Below are 19,450 nucleotides of genomic sequence, written 5' to 3'. Positions count from 1 at the left end.
GGCGCTGGTGGCGTCACCGTCTCGGATCAGAGTCGAAACGCCCGCACCGCCGTATTCAGCTCACCCCCCAGCCTGAGCAACTGCTCACCCTGCTCACGGCCTTCACCAATACGCTGCAAGTTGTCTTCACCCAACCCATGAATCCGCTCGCTGTGATCGCGAATTTCGCTCACCGCGCCGCTTTGCTGGGCGGTGACATCGGCAATCCTTACCGCCGTGGCAGAGATGGTCTGGATCGCCGCGACAATTTCATCCAGCGCGCCATCCGCGGCCTGGGCCTGATCGGCGGTGATTTGCGCATGTTCGAGCTGGGCGCGCATGCCTTCAACCGATTCACGAGCAGCCTGCTGCAAGCGACCGATCAACGTCTGGATCTCACCGGTAGCGCCGGTAGTGCGTTGCGCCAGGGAGCGCACCTCTTCGGCGACCACGGCGAACCCACGACCCATTTCTCCGGCCCGCGCCGCCTCGATCGCGGCATTCAGGGCCAGCAGGTTGGTCTGTTCGGCAATCGAGCGGATCACCGTCAGCACGCCGCCGATGGTTGCCGACTCTTCGGCCAACTGTTCGATACTCTGCGCGTTGCCCTGCACCTCGTCGACCAGCGCCCGCAGCCCGGTCAGGCTCTGGCCGATCACTGCCTGGCCTTGCTCGACCGCCCGCCCGGCATCGTGGCTGGCGTCGGCAGCCTGACTGGCATCGCCGGCCACCTGGAGGATGGTCGCCTCCAGCTCGCCCAGGGCATCGCGGATCTGCGCGGTATCGCCGGCCTGGCGTTCGGCGCCATCGTGCAGGGCGCTGCTCATGCCGGCCAGGGCATGGCTGCTGCCGGCGACCTGCTCGGCGTTGTGGCGGATGGTGCCGACCAGCTCGACCAGATAAACACGCAGGCGGTTGAGCGAGTCCTGGATGTCATGCATTTCACGGTTGCTCCTGCCCAGGGCAATGGCCTGGCTGAAGTCGCCCTCAGCCCAGGACGACAGCGCCGGCGCCAGGTTGGTCAGCACCCGTGCCAGGCGTCGTTGCAGGGTGTCGATGAGCAGGGCGATCAGCAGAATCAGGCCGATCATCAGGCCCTGGATCACCCGCACTTCGCCCTGAATGGCGGCATGCTGACTGCGCACACTGGGTTCAAGCTCGGCGATGGCCTGCTGTACGGCGGCGATGCGCTCGAAGGTGCTGCTCGCCAGTGCGCTACGCTGCTGGATCTGCTCGCGGGTACGCTGCAGTTCGCCCGGGTAGCGCTTGATCAGGCTGTTGAGCTCGCGCTTGAGCGCCACACCGTTGTCTTCGGCCTCGGTGCTGGCCTGGGTTTCCAGGCCCATCAGGGCGGCAAAGTCATCGGCGCTCGAGGCGTTGGCGGCGGTCACGCCCAGCAGCGGCAACTGATCGAGCAGTTGGGCCTGGGCGGCAATCTGCTGCAGTTCGCGCTCGACTTCGTCGGCCAGTTCGCTACGGCCGCTGCTGACCAGTTTGTCGCGGGCCAGGGACAGCCGCGACAGATGCAGGGAGGCATTGAACAGCGCCGGGGCGTAGCGCCCGGCGTCGGCACGGGTGCTGCTCTGGGCATAGTTGGCCAGTTGTTCGAGGCTGGCGCCCAGTTCGCGTTCGGCCTGGAGCAGCAGGGCCTGGGGATCGCCGGCCAGCTTGCCGGCGCCAAGCAGTTCGTTGGCGGTGAAGCGCTGCAGGTTGTCCAGGCTCGGGCGCAGGCGCGCCGAAAGGTCTGCCGGCAATTTTTCGAGTTCGCCCTGCAAGGCTGCGGTGGCCTGCAGCGCCGTGGCATGGCGCAGGGCGTCGCCGCTGCTCAGGTAGTCCTGGATATTGCGTGCCGCCTGGTTCTGGAATTGCTGCGACAGCGACAGGTAGCGCTCCATCAATAGATAGGGGCGCTCCAGGGCACGCTGCGACCACCACAGGGTCGCGCCCAGGGCGATGCACACGGTAACCAGCAACAGGGTATTGAAATTGGTGAGCAGCTTCAGGCGCATGTCCGGTGTCTACCAACGGCCGAATGGTAAGCGCCTGAAGTTATTGCGTTTTTATGACCAGGTTATGACGAAGCGGGCAGGTCGGTGAAAAAAACTGGCACATTGCCTTTATGCTTCAACCCGCTGTACGCAGTTGCGCCCGGCACCCTTGGCCCGGTACAGCGCCTCGTCGGCGGCGGTAGCCATGCTCAGGGCATCCAGGCCTTCGCTCAACTGCACAATCCCCGCGCTGAAGGTGCAGGACAGGTCGCGGGGTTGGGCCGGGTAGTGGATCTCGGCAAAGCGCCGACGGATTTCATCGAGCACCTTGTGCGCCGAGCCCAGGTCGGTGTTGGGCATGACGATGGCGAATTCTTCACCGCCATAACGGCCGATGAAGTCGGTCTTGCGCAGGCGCTGTTTAAGAAACAGCGCCAGGCTCTTGATTACCCGGTCGCCCATGGGGTGGCCGTGGCTGTCGTTGACCTTCTTGAAGTGGTCGATATCGAGCATGGCGAAGCTCAGCGGCTGTTCTTCGCGGCGCGCGCGAAAGCTGCAGTCTTCGAGCAGTTGCAGGATGTGGGTGTGGTTGTACAGCCCGGTGAGGCTGTCGCGAACCATGCGCGCCTTGAGATTGCGCGCACGGGCAGCGCGGTTGCGCACGGTGGTGATCAGGTGCCGCGAGCGGATCGGCTTGGTCAAAAAGTCATCGCCGCCTTCGCTCATGGCGTCGAGCTGTTTATCCAGGTCGTCCTCGGCCGACAGGTAGATGATCGGCACGCTGACATATCGGTCGTTGTGGCGGATCACCTTGGCCAGCTCCGTGCCGGTGCAGGCGGGCATGTACATGTCGAGGATGATCAGGTCGGGCTGGAAGTCGGCAAGCTCGGCCATGGTCTGGATCGGGTCGATCAGGGTGCGGGTGACGATCCCGGCGCTGTTGAGCAGGCGCTCGGTGTGCAGGGCCTGGGCCCGCGAGTCGTCGATGATCAGCACTTTGAAAGGCTCGTACTGGGTGACGCTGGTCAGCAGCTCGACTTTCTCCAGCAGGCTCGAGGCCTCCAGGGTGCCGGTGAGAAATTCCTGGCCGCCGGCGCGCACGGCGGCCAGGCGGGTCGGGGTATCGGTTTCGTGCAGGCTGAAAAACAGCAACGGCACCCGCTGTTCCAGGCCCTGCTGGGCCTGGGCGGCCAGTTGCAGGCCGACACCGGGGCCGGTGAAGTCGACGTCCATGACGATCGCCGAGGGCAGTCGCTCGCTCATGGTCGCCTGGAAGGCGGCGGCGCTGTACAAGGCCTGTACACCCAAGCCGAAGAATTCCAGCTGCTGGGCCAGGCGTTCGGCGCGGTCGTGGTCCTGGAGCATGATGTACACCGGCTTGCGCAGCGGCGGCAGCGGTACTTGCTCAAGCTGGTCGCCCTGGCGCAGGCCGGTGCGCGACAGGCGCTGCATCAGCCGGTTGAGTTCGCTGATCAGTTGGCTGCTCAGGCGCGCGCTGTTGGCCTCGACCGCCTCCAGGGCATGACCGATGGCTTCGGCCAGCTGGCTATGCTCGGGCTGCTCGAAGCGCTCGGCATAGCGTTGCAGGCGCAGGTTGGCTTCGCACAGCTCACCCAGGTCGCCAGTGGACCACTCGCTGCGCTGCAGGCGCTGCCAGATCTCTAGGATTTGCCGGGCCTGATGGATGACCCGCTGGGCAAAGTGTTGCTTGAGGCGCTCACGACTGGGGTCTTCTGGCTCGGTCATGTCCTGACTACTTATAAGGGTGAGGCTGAGGTCGAGTGATGGCTCTATGCTAGCACCACTTTCCCGGCAATCGAGTGCCTTGTATCAATTAACTGTACAAGTCCGTTTATTCATTTGCTGACCCAATAGTCGCTTATGCGAAGCGCCGTGCTTGATTTATAGTGCAGCGATACTTGCCGACCCCGGCAGGTGGCGCGCGGCACAAAATGCCCATCGCGCTGGCACGAAGCCCGGGGGTTGCGGTCGAACCCCTTGAACCGACGTGACTGAAAGGACAACGCCATGCTGGACTGGAAAAACCGTACAGGCAAAGCCGAGGCGCGTGAGCGGGTCGAACCGCGCACTGCCGCTACCCGCAGTTATTTCGGCGGGTTGCTGTTCAGCCGTGCCCTGGGCTCGCTGATCGGCCTGTACCTGCTGGTGTGCGTGGGCCTGGGCTGGTACTGGAGCGCCGAGCCCGACCTGTTCCCGGTGCAGCAGAACGCCCAGGCGGCTGCAGAAAAGACCGGCAAGCAGATGGTTGTCGGCTACACCACCATCGAAACCCTCAAGACCGTGGCCGGTACCCTGCTCAACAAGCCCGGTGGCTACATTTCCAACGACCGCTTCCCGCCAGGCCTGTGGATGGACAACATGCCCAGCTGGGAATACGGCGTGCTGGTCCAGGTGCGTGACCTGAGCCGCGCCCTGCGCAAGGACTTCGCCCGCTCGCAGTCGCAGTCCACCGAAGACGCCGACCTGGCCAAGGCCGAGCCGCGCTTCAACTTCGATAACAAGAGCTGGATCCTGCCGTCGAGCGAATCCGAGTTCCAGGAAGGCATCAACTCGCTGACCCGCTACCAGAACCGCCTGTCCTCGCCGGATCAGCAGGGCGCACTGTTCTACACCCGCGCCGACAACCTCAACAACTGGCTGGGTGACGTCGCCACTCGCCTGGGTTCGCTGTCGCAGCGGCTGTCGGCCAGCGTCGGCCGGGTCAAGCTCAACAGCACCCTGAAGACCGAATCGGTGCTGCCGGGCCAGGTGCCGCAGCTTGACGAAGAAGTGGTCGAGACCCCGTGGCTGCAGATCGACAACGTGTTCTACGAAGCCCGCGGCCAGGCCTGGGCGCTGTCGCACCTGCTGCGCGCCATCGAGGTCGACTTCGCCGATGTGCTGGCGAAGAAGAACGCCACGGTCAGCGTGCGCCAGATCATCCGTGAGCTGGAAGCCTCGCAGGAACCGCTGTGGAGCCCGATGGTGCTGAACGGTAGTGGCTTCGGCATGTGGGCCAACCACTCGCTGGTAATGGCTAACTACATCTCGCGGGCCAACGCTGCGGTAATCGACCTGCGTCAACTGCTGACCCAGGGCTGATCCGGTGTCGATCTCCAAGCAGGAGGCGGCGCACCGCGCTGCCTCCGACCTCGAGCTGATTGCCTGGGTGGACGAAGACGACCGCGTGCTCGGCGCCTTGCCTCGGGCTGAGTTGCGCGAGCGCGGGCTGATCGGGCGCGGCACCTACATCCTGCTGTTCAATTCCGTTGGTGAGCTGTGCGTGCACCGGCGCACCGAGAGCAAGGCAATCTACCCGGGTTACTGGGATGTCGCCGCCGGTGGCATGGTCCAGGCCGATGAAAGCTTTGCCGAGTCGGCGGCCCGCGAACTGGAAGAAGAGCTCGGGGTGGGTGGGGTCGAACTCACCGCCCACGAGTGCTTTTTCTTCGACCAGCCCGGCAACCGGCTCTGGTGTGCAGTGTTTTCGGCCGTCTGGGACGGGCCTTTGCGCCTGCAACCGGAGGAGGTCAGCGAGGCGCGCTTCATCCCCGTCGATCAGGCCCTGGCCGACAGCCGGCAACAGCCATATTGCCCCGATTCACTGGCCGCTTTGCAGCGCTACATCGACCGTCAAGCCTGACGTCGCGAATCACATGCAAAATGGCGCAGTTTTGTACTTAGCATTCGCGACATTTATCGTTACACTGCGCGGCCTTTTAAGGCTGCCGCACGCTTCATGCGGCAGTTGCGCTGCCCCTGCCAGAGTGGGGCTTCGCGGTCGGTACCCCGCCAGGGGCGTCGACCAGTTTTTATCCTCACCGTAGAGGATCAAAAGTGGCCAAGAAAGCCGCATCATTCGCCGCCCTGGGTGGCCTGGTGTTCTCCACTGATGCAGGCCGGCATTGCCCGGACTGCAGCAAACCCATAGATGCCTGCATCTGCAAACAGACGCTCATCCCCGAAGGCGATGGCATTGCTCGCGTGCGCCGCGAAAGCAAGGGCCGTGGCGGCAAGACGGTGACGACCATCAGCGGCGTGCCGCTGCCCCTGGAACAGCTAAAGGATCTGGCCAGCACGCTCAAGCGCCGCTGCGGAACCGGCGGCGCGTTGAAAGACGGGGTCATCGAAATCCAGGGCGATCATGTCGAGCTGTTACTGGCCGAGCTGATCAAACAGGGCTTCAAAGCGAAAAAGTCCGGCGGCTGAAGACTGCATCGCGATTTTTTGCAATTCGCTTTCTAAACTCGTTCCCGTAGGAAGGGTCTATCCCTGAACACGGATAATCGTCACTTTCAGGTTTTACACTGCGCCCGCCCCATGCCGGCCAGTGTTTTTCGACTTTCTATATAGGGGACTTCAATGTCCGTACGACGCACACGCAAAGACGATGGCAGCCAATGGACAGTTGCGGACAGCCGCAGTGTTTACGGCATTCGCCATTGGGGGGCCGGTTACTTCGCAATCAACGAGGCCGGGCGCGTCGAAGTCCGCCCGAACGGGCCAGAGAGTGCGCCGATCGACCTGTTCGAACAGGTCGACGAGCTGCGCAAGAGCGGCCTGTCGCTGCCATTGCTGGTACGTTTCCCGGACATCCTCCAGGACCGCGTGCGCCAGCTGACCGGCGCTTTTGACGCCAATATCGCGCGCCTGGAATACCAGAGCCAGTACACCGCGCTGTACCCGATCAAGGTCAACCAGCAAGAAGCGGTGGTGGAAAACATCATCGCCACCCAGAACGTCTCCATTGGCCTTGAAGCCGGCTCCAAGCCCGAGCTGCTGGCCGTGCTGGCGCTGGCGCCGAAAGGCGGCACCATCGTCTGCAACGGTTACAAGGACCGCGAGTTCATCCGCCTGGCATTGATGGGCCAGAAGCTGGGCCACAACGTCTTCATCGTCATCGAGAAAGAGTCGGAAGTGGCCCTGGTGATCGAAGAAGCCGCCGAGCTCAAGGTCAAGCCGCAGGTCGGCCTGCGCGTGCGCCTGTCGTCGCTGGCCTCGAGCAAGTGGGCCGATACCGGTGGCGAGAAGTCCAAGTTCGGTCTTTCGGCGGCGCAACTGATTTCGGTGGTGCAGCGCTTCCGCGATGCCGGCCTGGACCAGGGTATCCGCTTGCTGCACTTCCACATGGGCTCGCAGATCGCCAACCTGGCCGACTACCAGCACGGTTTCAAGGAAGCCATCCGTTACTACGGCGAGCTGCGCGCGCTGAACCTGCCGGTCGATCACATCGACGTCGGCGGCGGCCTGGGCGTTGACTACGACGGTACCCACTCGCGCAACGCCAGCTCGATCAACTACGACATGGATGACTACGCCGGTGTCGTGGTCGGCATGCTCAAGGAGTTCTGCGATGCCCAGGGCCTGCCGCATCCGCACATCTTCTCGGAAAGCGGCCGCTCGCTGACCGCACACCATGCCATGTTGGTGGTGCAGGTGACCGATGTCGAGAAGCACAACGACGAAGTGCCGCTGATCGAGAACAAGGAAAATCTGCCCGAGACCGTACAGTGGCTGGCCGACCTGCTGGGCCCGACCGATATCGAGATGGTCACCGAGACCTACTGGCGCGCCACTCACTACATGAGCGATGTCGCCGCCCAGTACGCCGACGGCAAGATCACCCTGGCCGAAAAAGCCCTGGCCGAGCAGTGCTACTTTGCCGTTTGCCGGCGCCTGCACAACTCGCTCAAGGCCCGTCAGCGTTCGCACCGCCAGGTGCTGGACGAGCTCAACGACAAGCTGGCCGACAAGTACATCTGCAACTTCTCGGTGTTCCAGAGCCTGCCGGACACCTGGGCGATCGGCCAGGTGCTGCCAATCCTGCCGCTGCATCGCCTGGATGAAGAGCCGCTGCGCCGCGCCGTGCTGCAGGACCTGACCTGCGACTCGGATGGCAAGATCAACCAGTACGTCGACGAGCAGAGCATCGAGACCAGCCTGCCGGTGCACGCGATCAACGAGGGTGAAGACTACCTGCTGGGTATCTTCCTGGTGGGTGCCTACCAGGAGATCCTGGGGGACATGCACAACCTGTTCGGTGATACCGACTCGGTGAACATCTACCAGAACCCGAACGGCAGCGTGTACCACGCCGGTATCGAGACCCACGACACCATCGAAGACATGTTGCGTTATGTGCACCTGTCGCCGGAGGAGTTGATGACTCATTACCGCGACAAGTGCGCCAGCGCCAAGATCACTGCCCGTGAGAAGACCCAGTTCCTCGACGCGCTGCGTCTGGGGCTGACCCGCTCGTCGTACCTGTCGAGCTGATCAGTGGTGCGGGTCGCGTGCAGTCGCTGGCTGCGCGTCGACCCCATCGCCGGCAAGTCCGGCTTCCACAGGTGCAGTGCCGCACTCTTGTGGGAGCTGGCCTTGCCAGCGATGGGCTGCGCAGCAGACCCAGAAACTACCGCACAAACCACCCATCCCGCCGCTGCAGCCGCCAGCCCATCACCCCCAGCGTCACCCCGCGCAAGGCCATGAACAGCAGAAACCCCAACCACAAGCCGTGGTTGCCCAGGTCGCGGGCGACATAGGCGACCGGCAGGGCGATGAGTACGCTGAGCAGCATGCCGTTGCGCATCTCCCGCGCCCGCGTGGCGCCGATGAACAAGCCATCAAGCAGATAGCTCCACACCGCAATCAACGGCAGCAGTGCCAGGTACGGCAGGTACTGGTAGGCGGTTTCGCGTACGTTGGCGATGTCGGTCTGCATGTTGATGAACAGATGCCCGCCCAACAGAAACAATACGGCAAAGCCGGAACTGGCCAGCAACGACCAGCCGCAGGCAACGGTGAGCGAGCGCCTTAATGCCTGGCGATCGCCGGCACCGATGGCGTGCCCGCACAGCGCCTCGACCGCATGGGCCAGACCATCGAGGGCATAGGCGGTGAGCAGCAGGCCATTGAGCAGCAGGGCGTTGGCCGCCACTGTCGCTTCACCCAGCCGCGTGCCTTGTACGGTGATCAGGAAGAACACCGCCTGCAGCGCCAGGCTGCGGATGAAGATGTCGCGGTTGACGCTGAGCAGCGGCCGCCAGCTCTGCCAGCGCGCCAGCAGCGCCCAGGCGATCTGCCCAGGGTAGGCGCGCAGGGCCGGCCGGGTCAGGGCCAGGCCGAGCAGGGCGGCGCTCCATTCGGCAATCACCGAGGCGCGGGCCGAACCGATCACGCCCCAGTCCAGGCCGAGCACGAACCACAGATTGAGGGCGATGTTGAGCAGGTTGGTAGTCAACAGGATCGCCAGCGGCGCCTTGGCGTTCTGGGTGCCGAGGAACCAGCCGACCAGGGCGAAGCTGGCCAGCGCCGCCGGCAGCCCGAGCAGGCGAGTCTGGAAGAAGTCGTGGGTCGATTGCTCCAGCGCCGCCGTCGGTTGCATCAATTGCAGGGCCAGGTGGCTGAACGGCAGGGCCAGCAAGCCCAGCAACAGGGAAAAAAGCAGCGCCAGCAGCAGGCCTTGCAGCAACACCTGGCGTAATGCCGCACCGTCGGCACGGCCCGCAGCCTGGGCGGCGAAACCGGTCGAACCCATGCGCAGAAAGCCCATGACCCAGGCCAGGAAGGTGTACAGGCTGGCGCCCACCGCCACCGCACCCAGTTGATGGGCATGGGGAAGGTGGCCGATTACGGCGCTGTCGACCAGGGCCACCAATGGTACGGAAATATTCGAAAGTATCATCGGCGCGGCCAGCGCCCAGACCTTGATATGGGTCGGGCGGTCGCGCCAGTCGGTCAGCAAACGGGACATGGAGGCTCCTGGCAAGCCGGCATTGTAGCCGCTGTGCTAGTAAATCGTGCGAAGGCCGTCTCACATCCGCTCGCCGTATCACCGTTGCTGCGCGGTTGATATATAGTGCACGCCTAAGATTCCGCTGCCCGAGAGTTACTACTCCCATGCTCAACAAAGGATTGTTGCTGGCCTGCGCGCTGGCCTTGCTCAGTGCCTGCGATTCGTCTGCCCCGGATAAACCGGCTTCGGCGCCGGCCACACCGCCAGCGCAGACGCAGGATCAACCCGCGGCGCCAGCCCCGGCCCCGGCAGCTGTCCCCGCAGCGCAGCCGGAAGCGGAAAAAACCGCTCCGGCCAAGGAAGATGCCTCAACCCTGGCCAAGCGTTATGCCGGCCGCGAGCTGAGCGTGGTGGATGTCTCGGAAGTGCAGGTCGATGGTGCCAGCGCGCTGTCCCTGACCTTTTCGATTCCCCTGGATGACCAGCAGAACTTCGCCGACAAGGTGCACCTGGTCGATACCGTCAAAGGCAAGGTCGACGGTGCCTGGGAGCTCTCCGCGAACAAGATGGAGTTGCGCCTGCGCCACCTGGAGCCGCAGCGCAAGCTGGTGCTGACCATCGACGCCGGCCTGCTCGCGGTCAACGGCAAGCGCCTGCCCGGCGAGTCGATCAGCCGCCTGGAAACCCGCGACATGCAATCGACCATCGGCTTCGCCAGCCGTGGCTCGCTGCTGCCGACCCGCCTGGCCGAAGGCCTGCCGGTGATCGCCTTGAACGTCAACAAGGTCGATGTCGAGTTCTTCCGCATCAAGTCGGACAAACTGTCGCCGTTCCTGGCCACCTGGGGCCGCAACAGCAGCTTGTACTACTACACGTCCAAAGAAATCCTGGACATGACCGATCTGGTCTACAGCGGCCGCTTCGACCTCAACCCGGCGAAGAACACCCGCGAGACCGTGCTGCTGCCGATTGCCGGGATCAAGCCGCTGCAAGAGCCAGGCGTGTACATGGCGGTGATGCGCGCCTCCGGTACCTACGACTACACACAACCGGCAACGCTGTTCACCCTCAGTGACATCGGCGTCTCGGCGCACCGTTACCAGAACCGCCTGGACGTCTTCACCCAGGGCCTGGAAGGCGGCAAGGCGCTAAGCGGCGTCGAACTGGAACTGCTCGACGGCGAAGGCCGCGTGCTGGCCCAGGCCAAGACCGACAGCGACGGCCACGCCCAGTTGCCGACGCCACCCAAGGCCGAAACCCTGCTGGCCCACCAGGGCGTGCACACCACCATGCTGCGCCTGAACAGCGCAGCCCTGGACCTGGCCGAATTCGACATCACCGGCCCCCAGGCCAACCCGCTGCAGTTCTTCGTGTTCGGCCCGCGCGACCTGTATCGCCCGGGTGAAACCGTGTTGCTCAACGGCCTGTTGCGTGACCAGGACGGCCGTCCGCTCAAGCCGCAACCGGTGACGGTGGAAGTACGCCGCCCGGATGAACAGATCAGCCGCAAGTTCGTCTGGGAGGCCGATGCCAATGGCTTCTATCAGTACCAGCTGCAACTGGCCGACGAAGCGCCGACCGGGCGCTGGCAGTTGCTGTTCGACCTCGGCGGCAAGAAGCAGGTGTTCGAGTTCCTTGTCGAAGACTTCCTGCCCGAGCGCCTGGCCCTGGAACTGAAGGGCAGCGACAAACCGCTGAGCCCGGATCAAACCGCGCAGATCAAGGTCAATGGCCGTTACCTGTACGGCGCCCCGGCTTCGGGCAACCGCCTCAGCGGCCAGGCCTATGTGCGCCCGTTGCGTGAAGCGGTGCCGGCACTGCCGGGCTACCAGTTCGGTTCGATCACCGAGGAGGAACTGAGCCAGGACCTGGAGCTGGACGAAGTCACCCTGGACAGCGCCGGCAAAACCACCCTGAACATCGAAAGCAAATGGTCCGAGGCCCGTTCGCCGCTGCAACTGACCGTGCAGGCCAGCCTGCAGGAGTCCGGTGGCCGGCCGATCACCCGGCGCCTGGAACAACCGATCTGGCCGGCCGGGCGCCTGCCTGGCTTGCGCGGTCTGTTCGAGGGTGAAGAGGCCGACGAAGGCCCGGTGGAATTCGAAGTGCTGGTGGCCGACCCCCAAGGCAACAAGCTGGCGGTCAACAACCTCAAGGTGCGCCTGGTCCGCGAGCGCCGGGACTACTACTGGAACTACTCGCAAAGCGACGGCTGGAGCTACAACTACAACGAGAAATTCCTGATCCAGAACGAAGAGACGGTCAACGTCAAGGCCGGCTCCACCGCGCGGGTGAACTTCCTGGTCGACTGGGGCCCGTACCGTGTCGAGGTCGAAGACCCGCAGACCGGCCTGGTGTCGAGCGCGCGCTTCTGGGCCGGCTACCGCGCCCAGGACAACGCCGATGGCGGCGCCGTGCGTCCGGACCAGGTCAAGCTGGCCCTGGACAAACCGTCGTATAGCGATGGCGCCACTGCCAACATCACTGTCACTCCGCCTGCCGCAGGCACCGGCTACCTGATGGTCGAGTCCAGCGAAGGCCCGCTGTGGTGGGAAGAAATCGACGTGCCGGCCGAAGGCAAGAGTTTTGCCGTCAAACTCGATCCGAAGTGGGCGCGCCACGACCTGTATGTCAGTGCCCTGGTGATCCGCCCGGGCGAGCGCAAGGTCAACGCCACACCGAAACGCGCCGTGGGTGTACTGCACCTGCCGCTCGATCGCCACGAGCGCAAGCTGGCGGTGACCCTCACTGCCCCGGAAAAAATGCGCCCCAAGCAGCCGCTGACCGTCAAGGTGCAAGCGCGCAACGCCGACGGCAGCGTGCCCAAGCAGGTGCATGTACTGCTGGCAGCGGTGGACGTGGGTATCCTCAACATCACCGAGTTCGAAACGCCTGACCCGTTCACCGGCATGTTCGGCCGCAAGGCCTATGGTGCTGACCAACTGGATATCTACGGCCAGTTGATCGAAGCCGGGCAGGGCCGTCTGGCCAGCCTGGCCTTCGGTGGTGATGCGGCCATGGCCAAGGGCGGCAAGCGCCCGAACACCACGGTGACCATCGTTGCCAAGCAAAGCGCCCCGGTGACCCTCAATGACAAGGGCGAGGGTGAAGCGACGGTCGATATCCCCGACTTCAACGGTGAGCTGCGGCTGATGGCCCAGGCTTGGACCGACGAGCGCTACGGCATGGCCGAAGGCAAGACCGTGGTCGCCGCGCCGTTGATTGCCGAGCTCTCGGCGCCGCGCTTCCTCGCCGGTGGCGACCGCACGACCCTGGCCCTGGACCTTTCCAACCTGTCGGGCAAGGCGCAGAACCTGACCGTGCGCCTGAGCACCGAAGGCCAGTTGAACCTGCTCGGCGCCGCCGAACAGACCCTGAGCCTCACCGAAGGCAAGCGCGTCACCCTGCTGGTGCCGGTGCAGGCCAGCGGTGGCCTGGGCCAGGGCAAGGTCAAGGTCGAGGTGCAGGGCCTGCAACTGCCGGGCGAGTCGGCCACAGCCTTCAGCCGCGACTGGACCCTGGGCATTCGCCCGGCCTACCCGGCGATGCTGCAGCACTATCGTGTTGCCCTCAAAGACCAACCCTGGACCCTGCCGGAAGCTGACCTGGCGCTGTTCGAACCGTCGGGCCTGGAAGCCTCACTGGCACTGTCGAGCCGCCCGCCGCTGAACCTGGCCGAGCAGATCCGCGCCCTCGAAGCCTACCCGTACGGCTGCCTGGAACAGACCACCAGTGGCCTGTATCCGTCGCTGTACGCCGATGCCGCGACGCTCAAGCGCCTGGGTATCAAGGGTGAGCCGGCCGACGTGCGCAAGCGCAAGATCGAGATGGGCGTCGAGCACCTGCTGGGCATGCAGCGCTACAACGGCAGCTTTGGCCTGTGGAGCTCTGATGACCAGGAAGAATTCTGGCTGACCGCCTACGTCACCGACTTCCTCCTGCGTGCCCGCGAGCAGGGTTACGCGGTACCGCCCGAGGCCCTGAAAAAGGCCAGCGAGCGACTGCTGCGTTACCTGCAGGAGCGCAACCTGATCGAGGTCAACTACAGCCAGAACGCCGAGCACAGCCGCTTCGCCGTGCAGTCTTATGCGGCCCTGGTGCTGGCGCGTACCCAGCAAGCGCCGCTGGGTGCCCTGCGCAGCCTGTTCGAGCGGCGCAGCGATGCGCGTTCCGGCCTGCCGTTGGTGCAGTTGGCCATCGCCCTCGACAAGATGGGCGACAAGCCGCGTGCGCAACAGGCACTGCAGGCCGGCCTGGCCGTCACCCGCAACGAGAACACCTGGCTGGGCGACTACGGCAGCCCAGTGCGTGACCAGGCGCTGATCCTGTCGCTGCTCACTGAGAACAACCTGGCCAGCGACAAGCTCGATGCACGGCTGTTCGAGCTCTCCGACCAGATGGCGGGTAACCGCTGGCTGTCGACCCAGGAGCGCAACGCACTGTTCCTTGCCGGTCGTGGCCTGCTGCGCAAGCCTGAAGGCAACTGGTCGGCACGCCTGGACAGCGCCGGTGAGGTGCGCGAATTCAACAACGAGCAATCGGGGATGAAACTCGAAGGCGCGCTGCTGGCCTCACCGCTGACTATCCAGAATGAAGGCAGCGAGACGCTGTTCCAGCAACTGACCCTGTCCGGTTATCCGCGCCAGGCCCCGGTTGCCCGCGGCAGTGGCATGACCATCCGCCGCGAGTTCCTTGGCATGAATGGCCAGGCCCTGGATATCAAAGCGCTCAAGAGCGGTGACCTGGTGCTGGTGCACCTGGCGGTAACCGCCAACACCCAGGTGCCGGACGCCCTGGTGGTCGACCTGCTGCCGGCGGGCCTGGAGCTGGAAAACCAGAACCTGGCGCAAAGCGCGGCAAGCCTCGAGAACGCCAGCAGTGCGGTGAAGGAATGGCGCGAGTCGATGCAGAACGCCGCTGTCGTGCATCAGGAGTTTCGTGATGACCGCTACGTGGCGGCGCTGAACATCGACCAATACGCCACCACCCACCTGCTGTACCTGGCCCGTGCGGTGACCCCGGGGACCTACAAGGTACCGCCACCGCAGGTCGAGTCGATGTACCGGCCGAACTACAACGCGGTGGGCGAGTCGCCTGCCGAGCTGGTGGTCAAGGGCCGCCTGTAGGAGCGGGCTTGACCCACGATAGGGCCACACTGGCCCTATCGTGGGACAGGTCGACTCCCCGCACCGCCGCTCCTGCTGCTCAGTGAATGATCCAGCTCAGCACCCACAAACCCAGCACCAGCCAGATGATGCCGAGTATGATCGAAGCGCGCATGAAGGCGCGGATCGCCGAGTACAGCAGCATCAGGCCGATGATCAGGGCGAGGATGCTGACCAGCGAAGTGTCCATGCCCAGGGTGCGTGACAGGCCCTCGATGAAATTGCCGCCGGCGTTGGCCAGCAGGTTGAACAACCCGCTCAGGCCGTCGACGATAAAACGGATCACCGCCCCCAGCGCCTGGCCGAGCCACTCGAAAAAACCTTCTACATGCATAGTTGCTTCCTGATGATCAATTCGGCGAATGCGCCGTTGCCAAGCCTTTGGCCATGCCTTGGCCGGGTCGGTTCCCTGCGTAGCTGTTACGCCAGGAGAGCCTGATGCACATCTTAGCGCGCCTGCGTGGCGCAATCAGAAAACCACTGGGCTTGCTGCTCGCCATCCCGTTGCTGCTGATTGGCCTGTTATGGCTCGCCGACCGCATCTGGCCGTTACCGATGCCGGCGGATGACCTCGCCCGTGTGGTGTTGGCCGAAGACGGCACGCCGCTGTGGCGCTTTGCCGATGCCGATGGTGTGTGGCGCTACCCGGTCAGTGCCGAGCAGGTTTCGCCCTATTACCTGGAGGCGTTGCTGACCTACGAGGACCGTTGGTTCTACCATCACCCCGGGGTCAACCCGCTGGCGCTGACGCGCGCGGCCTGGCAGAACCTGCGCGGTGGCCGGGTGTTGTCCGGTGGCAGCACCTTGTCGATGCAGGTGGCGCGTCTGCTCGATCCGCATTCGCGTACGCTGCCCGGCAAGTTGCGCCAGTTATGGCGTACCGCGCAACTGGAGTGGCACCTGTCGAAAGCGCAGATCCTCGAGATTTACCTCAACCGCGCGCCGTTCGGTGGCACCTTGCAGGGCGTCGCCGCGGCCAGTTGGGCGTATCTTGGCAAGTCGCCGATGCACCTGACACCTTCGGAAGCAGCGTTGCTTGCGGTGTTGCCCCAGGCTCCCAGCCGCCTGCGTCCGGATCGTCACCCTGAACGCGCCCAGGCGGCGCGCGACAAGGTACTGCAGCGCCTGGCCGAATATCAGGTATGGCCGCAGCAGCGGGTTGCCGAGGCCGCCGAGGAACCGCTGTTGCTGGCACCGCGTCAGGAGCCGGCGCTGGCGCCGCTGTTGGCGCGTCGCCTGAATCGCCCGCACAGCCCGCCGTTGATTCGCACCACCCTCGATGCCTCCTTGCAACGGCGCCTGGAAGACCTGCTGCTGGGTTGGCGCGCCCGGCTGCCGGAACGTACCTCGGCGGCGATTCTGGTGGTCGAGGCGCAGAACATGGCGGTGCGCGCTTACCTGGGGTCGGTTGATCTCAACGACGAGCGCCGCTTTGGCCATGTCGACATGATCAGCGCCCTGCGTTCACCTGGTTCGACCCTCAAGCCGTTCCTCTACGGCATGGCCATGGACGACGGTCTGATCCATTCCGAATCCTTGCTTCAGGATGTCCCGCGACGTTACGGCGACTATCGGCCGGGCAACTTTTCCATGGGTTTCAGCGGGCCGGTGGCGGCCAGTTCCGCCCTGGCCCTGTCATTGAACCTGCCTGCGGTGCAACTGCTTGAGGCCTACGGGCCGAAACGCTTTGCCGCGCAGATGCGCAGTGGTGGTGTGCCGTTGATCCTGCCGCCGCTGGCCGAGCCGAACCTGTCGCTGATTCTTGGCGGTGCCGGTAGCCGCCTGGAGGATCTGGTCGGCGGTTATGCGGCGTTTTCCCGTGATGGCCTGAGCGCGCCGATCCGCTTGCAACCGGATGATCCCTTGCTTGAGCGGCGTCTGCTCTCGCCGGGCAGTGCCTGGATCATCCGCCGTATTCTCAGCGGCCAGGCACGCCCGGATCGCGACCCTCATGCCGAACTGGTGCAGCGGCCGCAACTGGCCTGGAAGACCGGCACCAGCTATGGCTTTCGTGATGCCTGGTCGATCGGCGTGGGGCCGCGCTACCTGATTGGCATCTGGATCGGCCGCCCCGATGGCACGCCGGTGCCGGGGCAGTTCGGCCTGGCCTCGGCGGCGCCGTTGATGCTGCAGGTGCATGACGTGCTGAGTAACCGCGACAGCCAGCGCGGCATCACCACATCGGTGGCGGCGGTGCCAGCCAACGTGGGGGTGGCGGCGATCTGCTGGCCGCTGGGGCAACCCATGGCCCGCCAGGACCCCAACTGCCGCCGCCAGCGCTTCGCCTGGACCCTGGATGGCACCACGCCGCCGACCCTGCTGGCCCAGGACCAACCCTTGAGCGTCGGCTTGCGCGAGACCGTCTGGGTCAACGCCCAGGGCTTGCGCGTCGATGCCACGTGCGCCGGCGCCCAGGCGCGGGAAATCGCCCTGTGGCCGTCGCCACTGGAACCCTGGCTGCCGCGGGTTGAACGCCGCGAGGCGCGCTTGCCCAAGGTCGATCCGCAGTGCCCACCGCAGGTGCCGCCCAGTGCGCCGCCGTTGTCCATCGTCGGTGTGCGTCAGGGCGATCAGTTGCGCCGTCCGGCCACCAGCAGCGAGCCGTTGCGATTCAAGGTCTCGGCCCTTGGCGGTAACGGTCGGCACTGGTGGTTCCTCAACGGCGCGCCGCTGGGCGAAACCAACGGTCAGGAAAACCTCACGGCGAGCTTCGATCAGGCCGGGCGCTTCGAGTTGAGCGCCCTGGATGAAAGCGGTGAAACCGCCCGGGTCGAGTTCCAGGTCAACGAGTGACAGCGCGGATTAGACGATGCCGGGGCCAGCACCTACGCTTGGATTGACGAGGCCGCCGCCCTGGCGGCCTTGTACTGTTCGGGATCATGGAGTGTCCGATGCGTGCGTTGGCTGTCGCGATTGTTGGGTTGTCCTGGACGAGCGTGGCCAGTAGCGAACCCCTGCCGCGCTTTCTCGACAGCCACGAAATCGAACGAAACCTGCCCGCCCCAAACTTGCCGGCCGATGCCTATCGGCCGAGTAACCCGGGGGTTCTGCTGCCCATCCCGGTCACCCAGGCCCAGCCGTTGCTGCGCGGCAGTCGGATCATCTTGCGCAAGGTGCGTTTCGAAGGCGGCAGCATCTATCCGTTGAGTGATCTGCGCGATAACTATCAGGGCCTGATCAACCGTGAAGTCAGCCTGGGCGAACTGATCGACGCCACCCAGCGGCTGACCCAGCGCTACCAGCAGGACGGCTACCTGCTGTCCCATGCTTATCTGCCCGCGCAGGACTTCGCCGATGGTCGGGTGCGGGTGGTCCTGGTCGAAGGCTACATCGACGATTTCGAGCTGCACGGCGACGTTGGCCCGGCGGCGGCCTATGTGGAAAAACTGGTGGGCAGGCTCAAAGCCGAGCGGCCGCTGACCCGCGCGACCTTCGAGCGCTATGTCGCCCTGATGAGTCGCCTGCCGGGCTTCAGCGTACAGGCGCGGTTGTCGCCGGCAGATGCCGGCAGTGGCACCAGCCAGCTGATCGTCGAGGCCACGCGTCGGCCTTTGAGCGGCACCCTGACCGTCACCGATGGCACCCGTGATGATCCCCAGGCGTTACTCGCCGTGAGCAGCAACGCGCAGACGGCGCTCGCTGAACAGTTCAGTTTCACGACCCTGGCGCCGCGTGGGGAGGATCACGAAAGCTATTTCCGCCTGGATTATTCCCAATACCTGGACGATCAGGGCAGCCAGCTGCACCTGTCGGCGTCGCGTTACGAAAGCGACCCCAGTGCCCAGGTGCTGCTCGGCGATGGCACCCAGCTCAAGGCCCATCGCGAGAATGACCGTTTCTCGGCCGGCCTGAGCCAGGTGCTACTGGCCGCGCCCGGTGAATCGCTCAACGTTGCTGCGCGCTTTTACATGGTCAATGACGATGTCGTGTATCGCGCGGTCGGTGCGCCCCTGCGGCTCAGCAATCGCACCGACGTGCGCGCCCTGGGGTTTGAAGGTGAGTGGCGCAAGGCCGATGCCGGCCAGCTGCGGATTGTCAGTGGCGGTGCCTATCAGGGCCTCGATTACCTGGGGGCGAAAACCAACAGCGACTTTGACCTGGATTTCCTCCGCTTGCGCCTGTCCGGGTTGCAGAGCGACCGCTTGTTCGGCAACTGGCAGGGGGTGGCGTCGGCGGCCTTGTACTGGAGTGGTGACAGCCTGCCCGACAGCGAGCGGGTGGTGTTCGGCGGGCAGAGCTTCGCCCGTGGTTACCCCGCCGACCAGGCCTTGGGCGACAAAGGCTGGGGCCTGGCGTATGAGGTGAACTACAGCTTCAACGGGGATGGTCGCTGGGTGAGGCTGCTGCAACCTTACGGCGTGCTGGATACCGCGCGCACCTGGTTCAATGAAGTGGACCTGCGCGATGCGCACCTGTCATCAGTGGCAGTGGGGCTGCGCATCGGTGATGGGCGTTTCTACAACATGGCGCTGGAACTGGCCAAGCCGCTGTCGGACGTCGCCCTCGACAGCTTTGACCGGGAACCGCGGGTGAGTTTGAGTTTCAGTTTTCAGCTGTAGGCCGTTCCTACTTTGTGGGAGCGG

11 protein-coding genes are annotated in these 19,450 nt (G+C 64.6%); 7 read left to right on the top strand and 4 right to left on the bottom strand.

All coding sequences use genetic code 11. The features are described from left to right. Positions 1-26: 26 nt before the first annotated feature. Entirely contained in the window at positions 27-1,988 is a 1,962-nt protein-coding gene (locus JV241A_RS21990) for a methyl-accepting chemotaxis protein (protein ID WP_134064453.1), read from the bottom strand. A 108-nt stretch (positions 1,989-2,096) separates the two neighbouring features. Then, a complete protein-coding gene (locus JV241A_RS21985; RefSeq protein WP_115088963.1) occupies positions 2,097-3,713 on the bottom strand; it encodes a PleD family two-component system response regulator in 1,617 nt (538 codons plus the stop codon). A gap of 282 nt (positions 3,714-3,995) precedes the next feature. Here JV241A_RS21985 and JV241A_RS21980 point away from each other — a divergent pair, with 282 nt between their 5' ends. From JV241A_RS21980 to speA, 4 genes are all read left to right on the top strand, one after another. Then, positions 3,996-5,069 carry a DUF2333 family protein gene (locus JV241A_RS21980; RefSeq protein WP_115088962.1) on the top strand — a complete coding sequence of 358 codons (1,074 nt, stop codon included), beginning with the start codon at positions 3,996-3,998 and terminating at the stop codon, positions 5,067-5,069. 4 nt (positions 5,070-5,073) lie between these two features. Beyond that, entirely contained in the window at positions 5,074-5,610 is a 537-nt protein-coding gene (locus JV241A_RS21975) for an NUDIX hydrolase (protein ID WP_134064451.1), read from the top strand. Positions 5,611-5,804: 194 nt separating this feature from the next. Beyond that, positions 5,805-6,176: a translation initiation factor Sui1 gene (locus tag JV241A_RS21970; protein WP_010221702.1), complete on the top strand. Its 372-nt coding sequence runs from the start codon at positions 5,805-5,807 to the stop codon at positions 6,174-6,176. A gap of 153 nt (positions 6,177-6,329) precedes the next feature. Next, a complete protein-coding gene (gene speA, locus JV241A_RS21965; RefSeq protein WP_115088960.1) occupies positions 6,330-8,243 on the top strand; it encodes an arginine decarboxylase in 1,914 nt (637 codons plus the stop codon). Between the two features lie 136 nt (positions 8,244-8,379). On the opposite strand, the gene JV241A_RS21960 is transcribed toward speA, so the two are convergent. Beyond that, on the bottom strand, positions 8,380-9,720 hold the full coding sequence (locus tag JV241A_RS21960) for an MATE family efflux transporter (RefSeq protein WP_115088959.1): 1,341 nt from the start codon (positions 9,718-9,720) through the stop codon (positions 8,380-8,382). A gap of 146 nt (positions 9,721-9,866) precedes the next feature. Here JV241A_RS21960 and JV241A_RS21955 point away from each other — a divergent pair, with 146 nt between their 5' ends. Further along, positions 9,867-14,828, top strand: coding sequence for an alpha-2-macroglobulin (locus tag JV241A_RS21955; protein ID WP_134064449.1), 4,962 nt, complete (start codon positions 9,867-9,869; stop codon positions 14,826-14,828). Positions 14,829-14,907: 79 nt separating this feature from the next. On the opposite strand, the gene JV241A_RS21950 is transcribed toward JV241A_RS21955, so the two are convergent. Continuing rightward, positions 14,908-15,201: a hypothetical protein gene (locus JV241A_RS21950; protein ID WP_038997361.1), complete on the bottom strand. Its 294-nt coding sequence runs from the start codon at positions 15,199-15,201 to the stop codon at positions 14,908-14,910. Between the two features lie 152 nt (positions 15,202-15,353). Here JV241A_RS21950 and pbpC point away from each other — a divergent pair, with 152 nt between their 5' ends. Together pbpC and JV241A_RS21940 are read left to right on the top strand one after the other, a co-directional pair. Beyond that, positions 15,354-17,660, top strand: a complete 2,307-nt coding sequence (gene pbpC / locus JV241A_RS21945) for a peptidoglycan glycosyltransferase PbpC (RefSeq protein ID WP_115089512.1) — start codon at positions 15,354-15,356, stop codon at positions 17,658-17,660. 98 nt (positions 17,661-17,758) lie between these two features. Continuing rightward, positions 17,759-19,426 (top strand): POTRA domain-containing protein, encoded by a 1,668-nt coding sequence (locus tag JV241A_RS21940; protein ID WP_134064447.1) that lies wholly within the window; start codon positions 17,759-17,761, stop codon positions 19,424-19,426. Positions 19,427-19,450: the final 24 nt, after the last annotated feature.

The sequence above is a fragment of the Pseudomonas sp. JV241A genome (genome assembly GCF_900275665.1).
Lineage (GTDB): Bacteria > Pseudomonadota > Gammaproteobacteria > Pseudomonadales > Pseudomonadaceae > Aquipseudomonas > Aquipseudomonas wadenswilerensis.
Note: the sequence above shows the minus strand (reverse complement) of the source record. Positions and strands in the feature narration are given on the sequence as shown.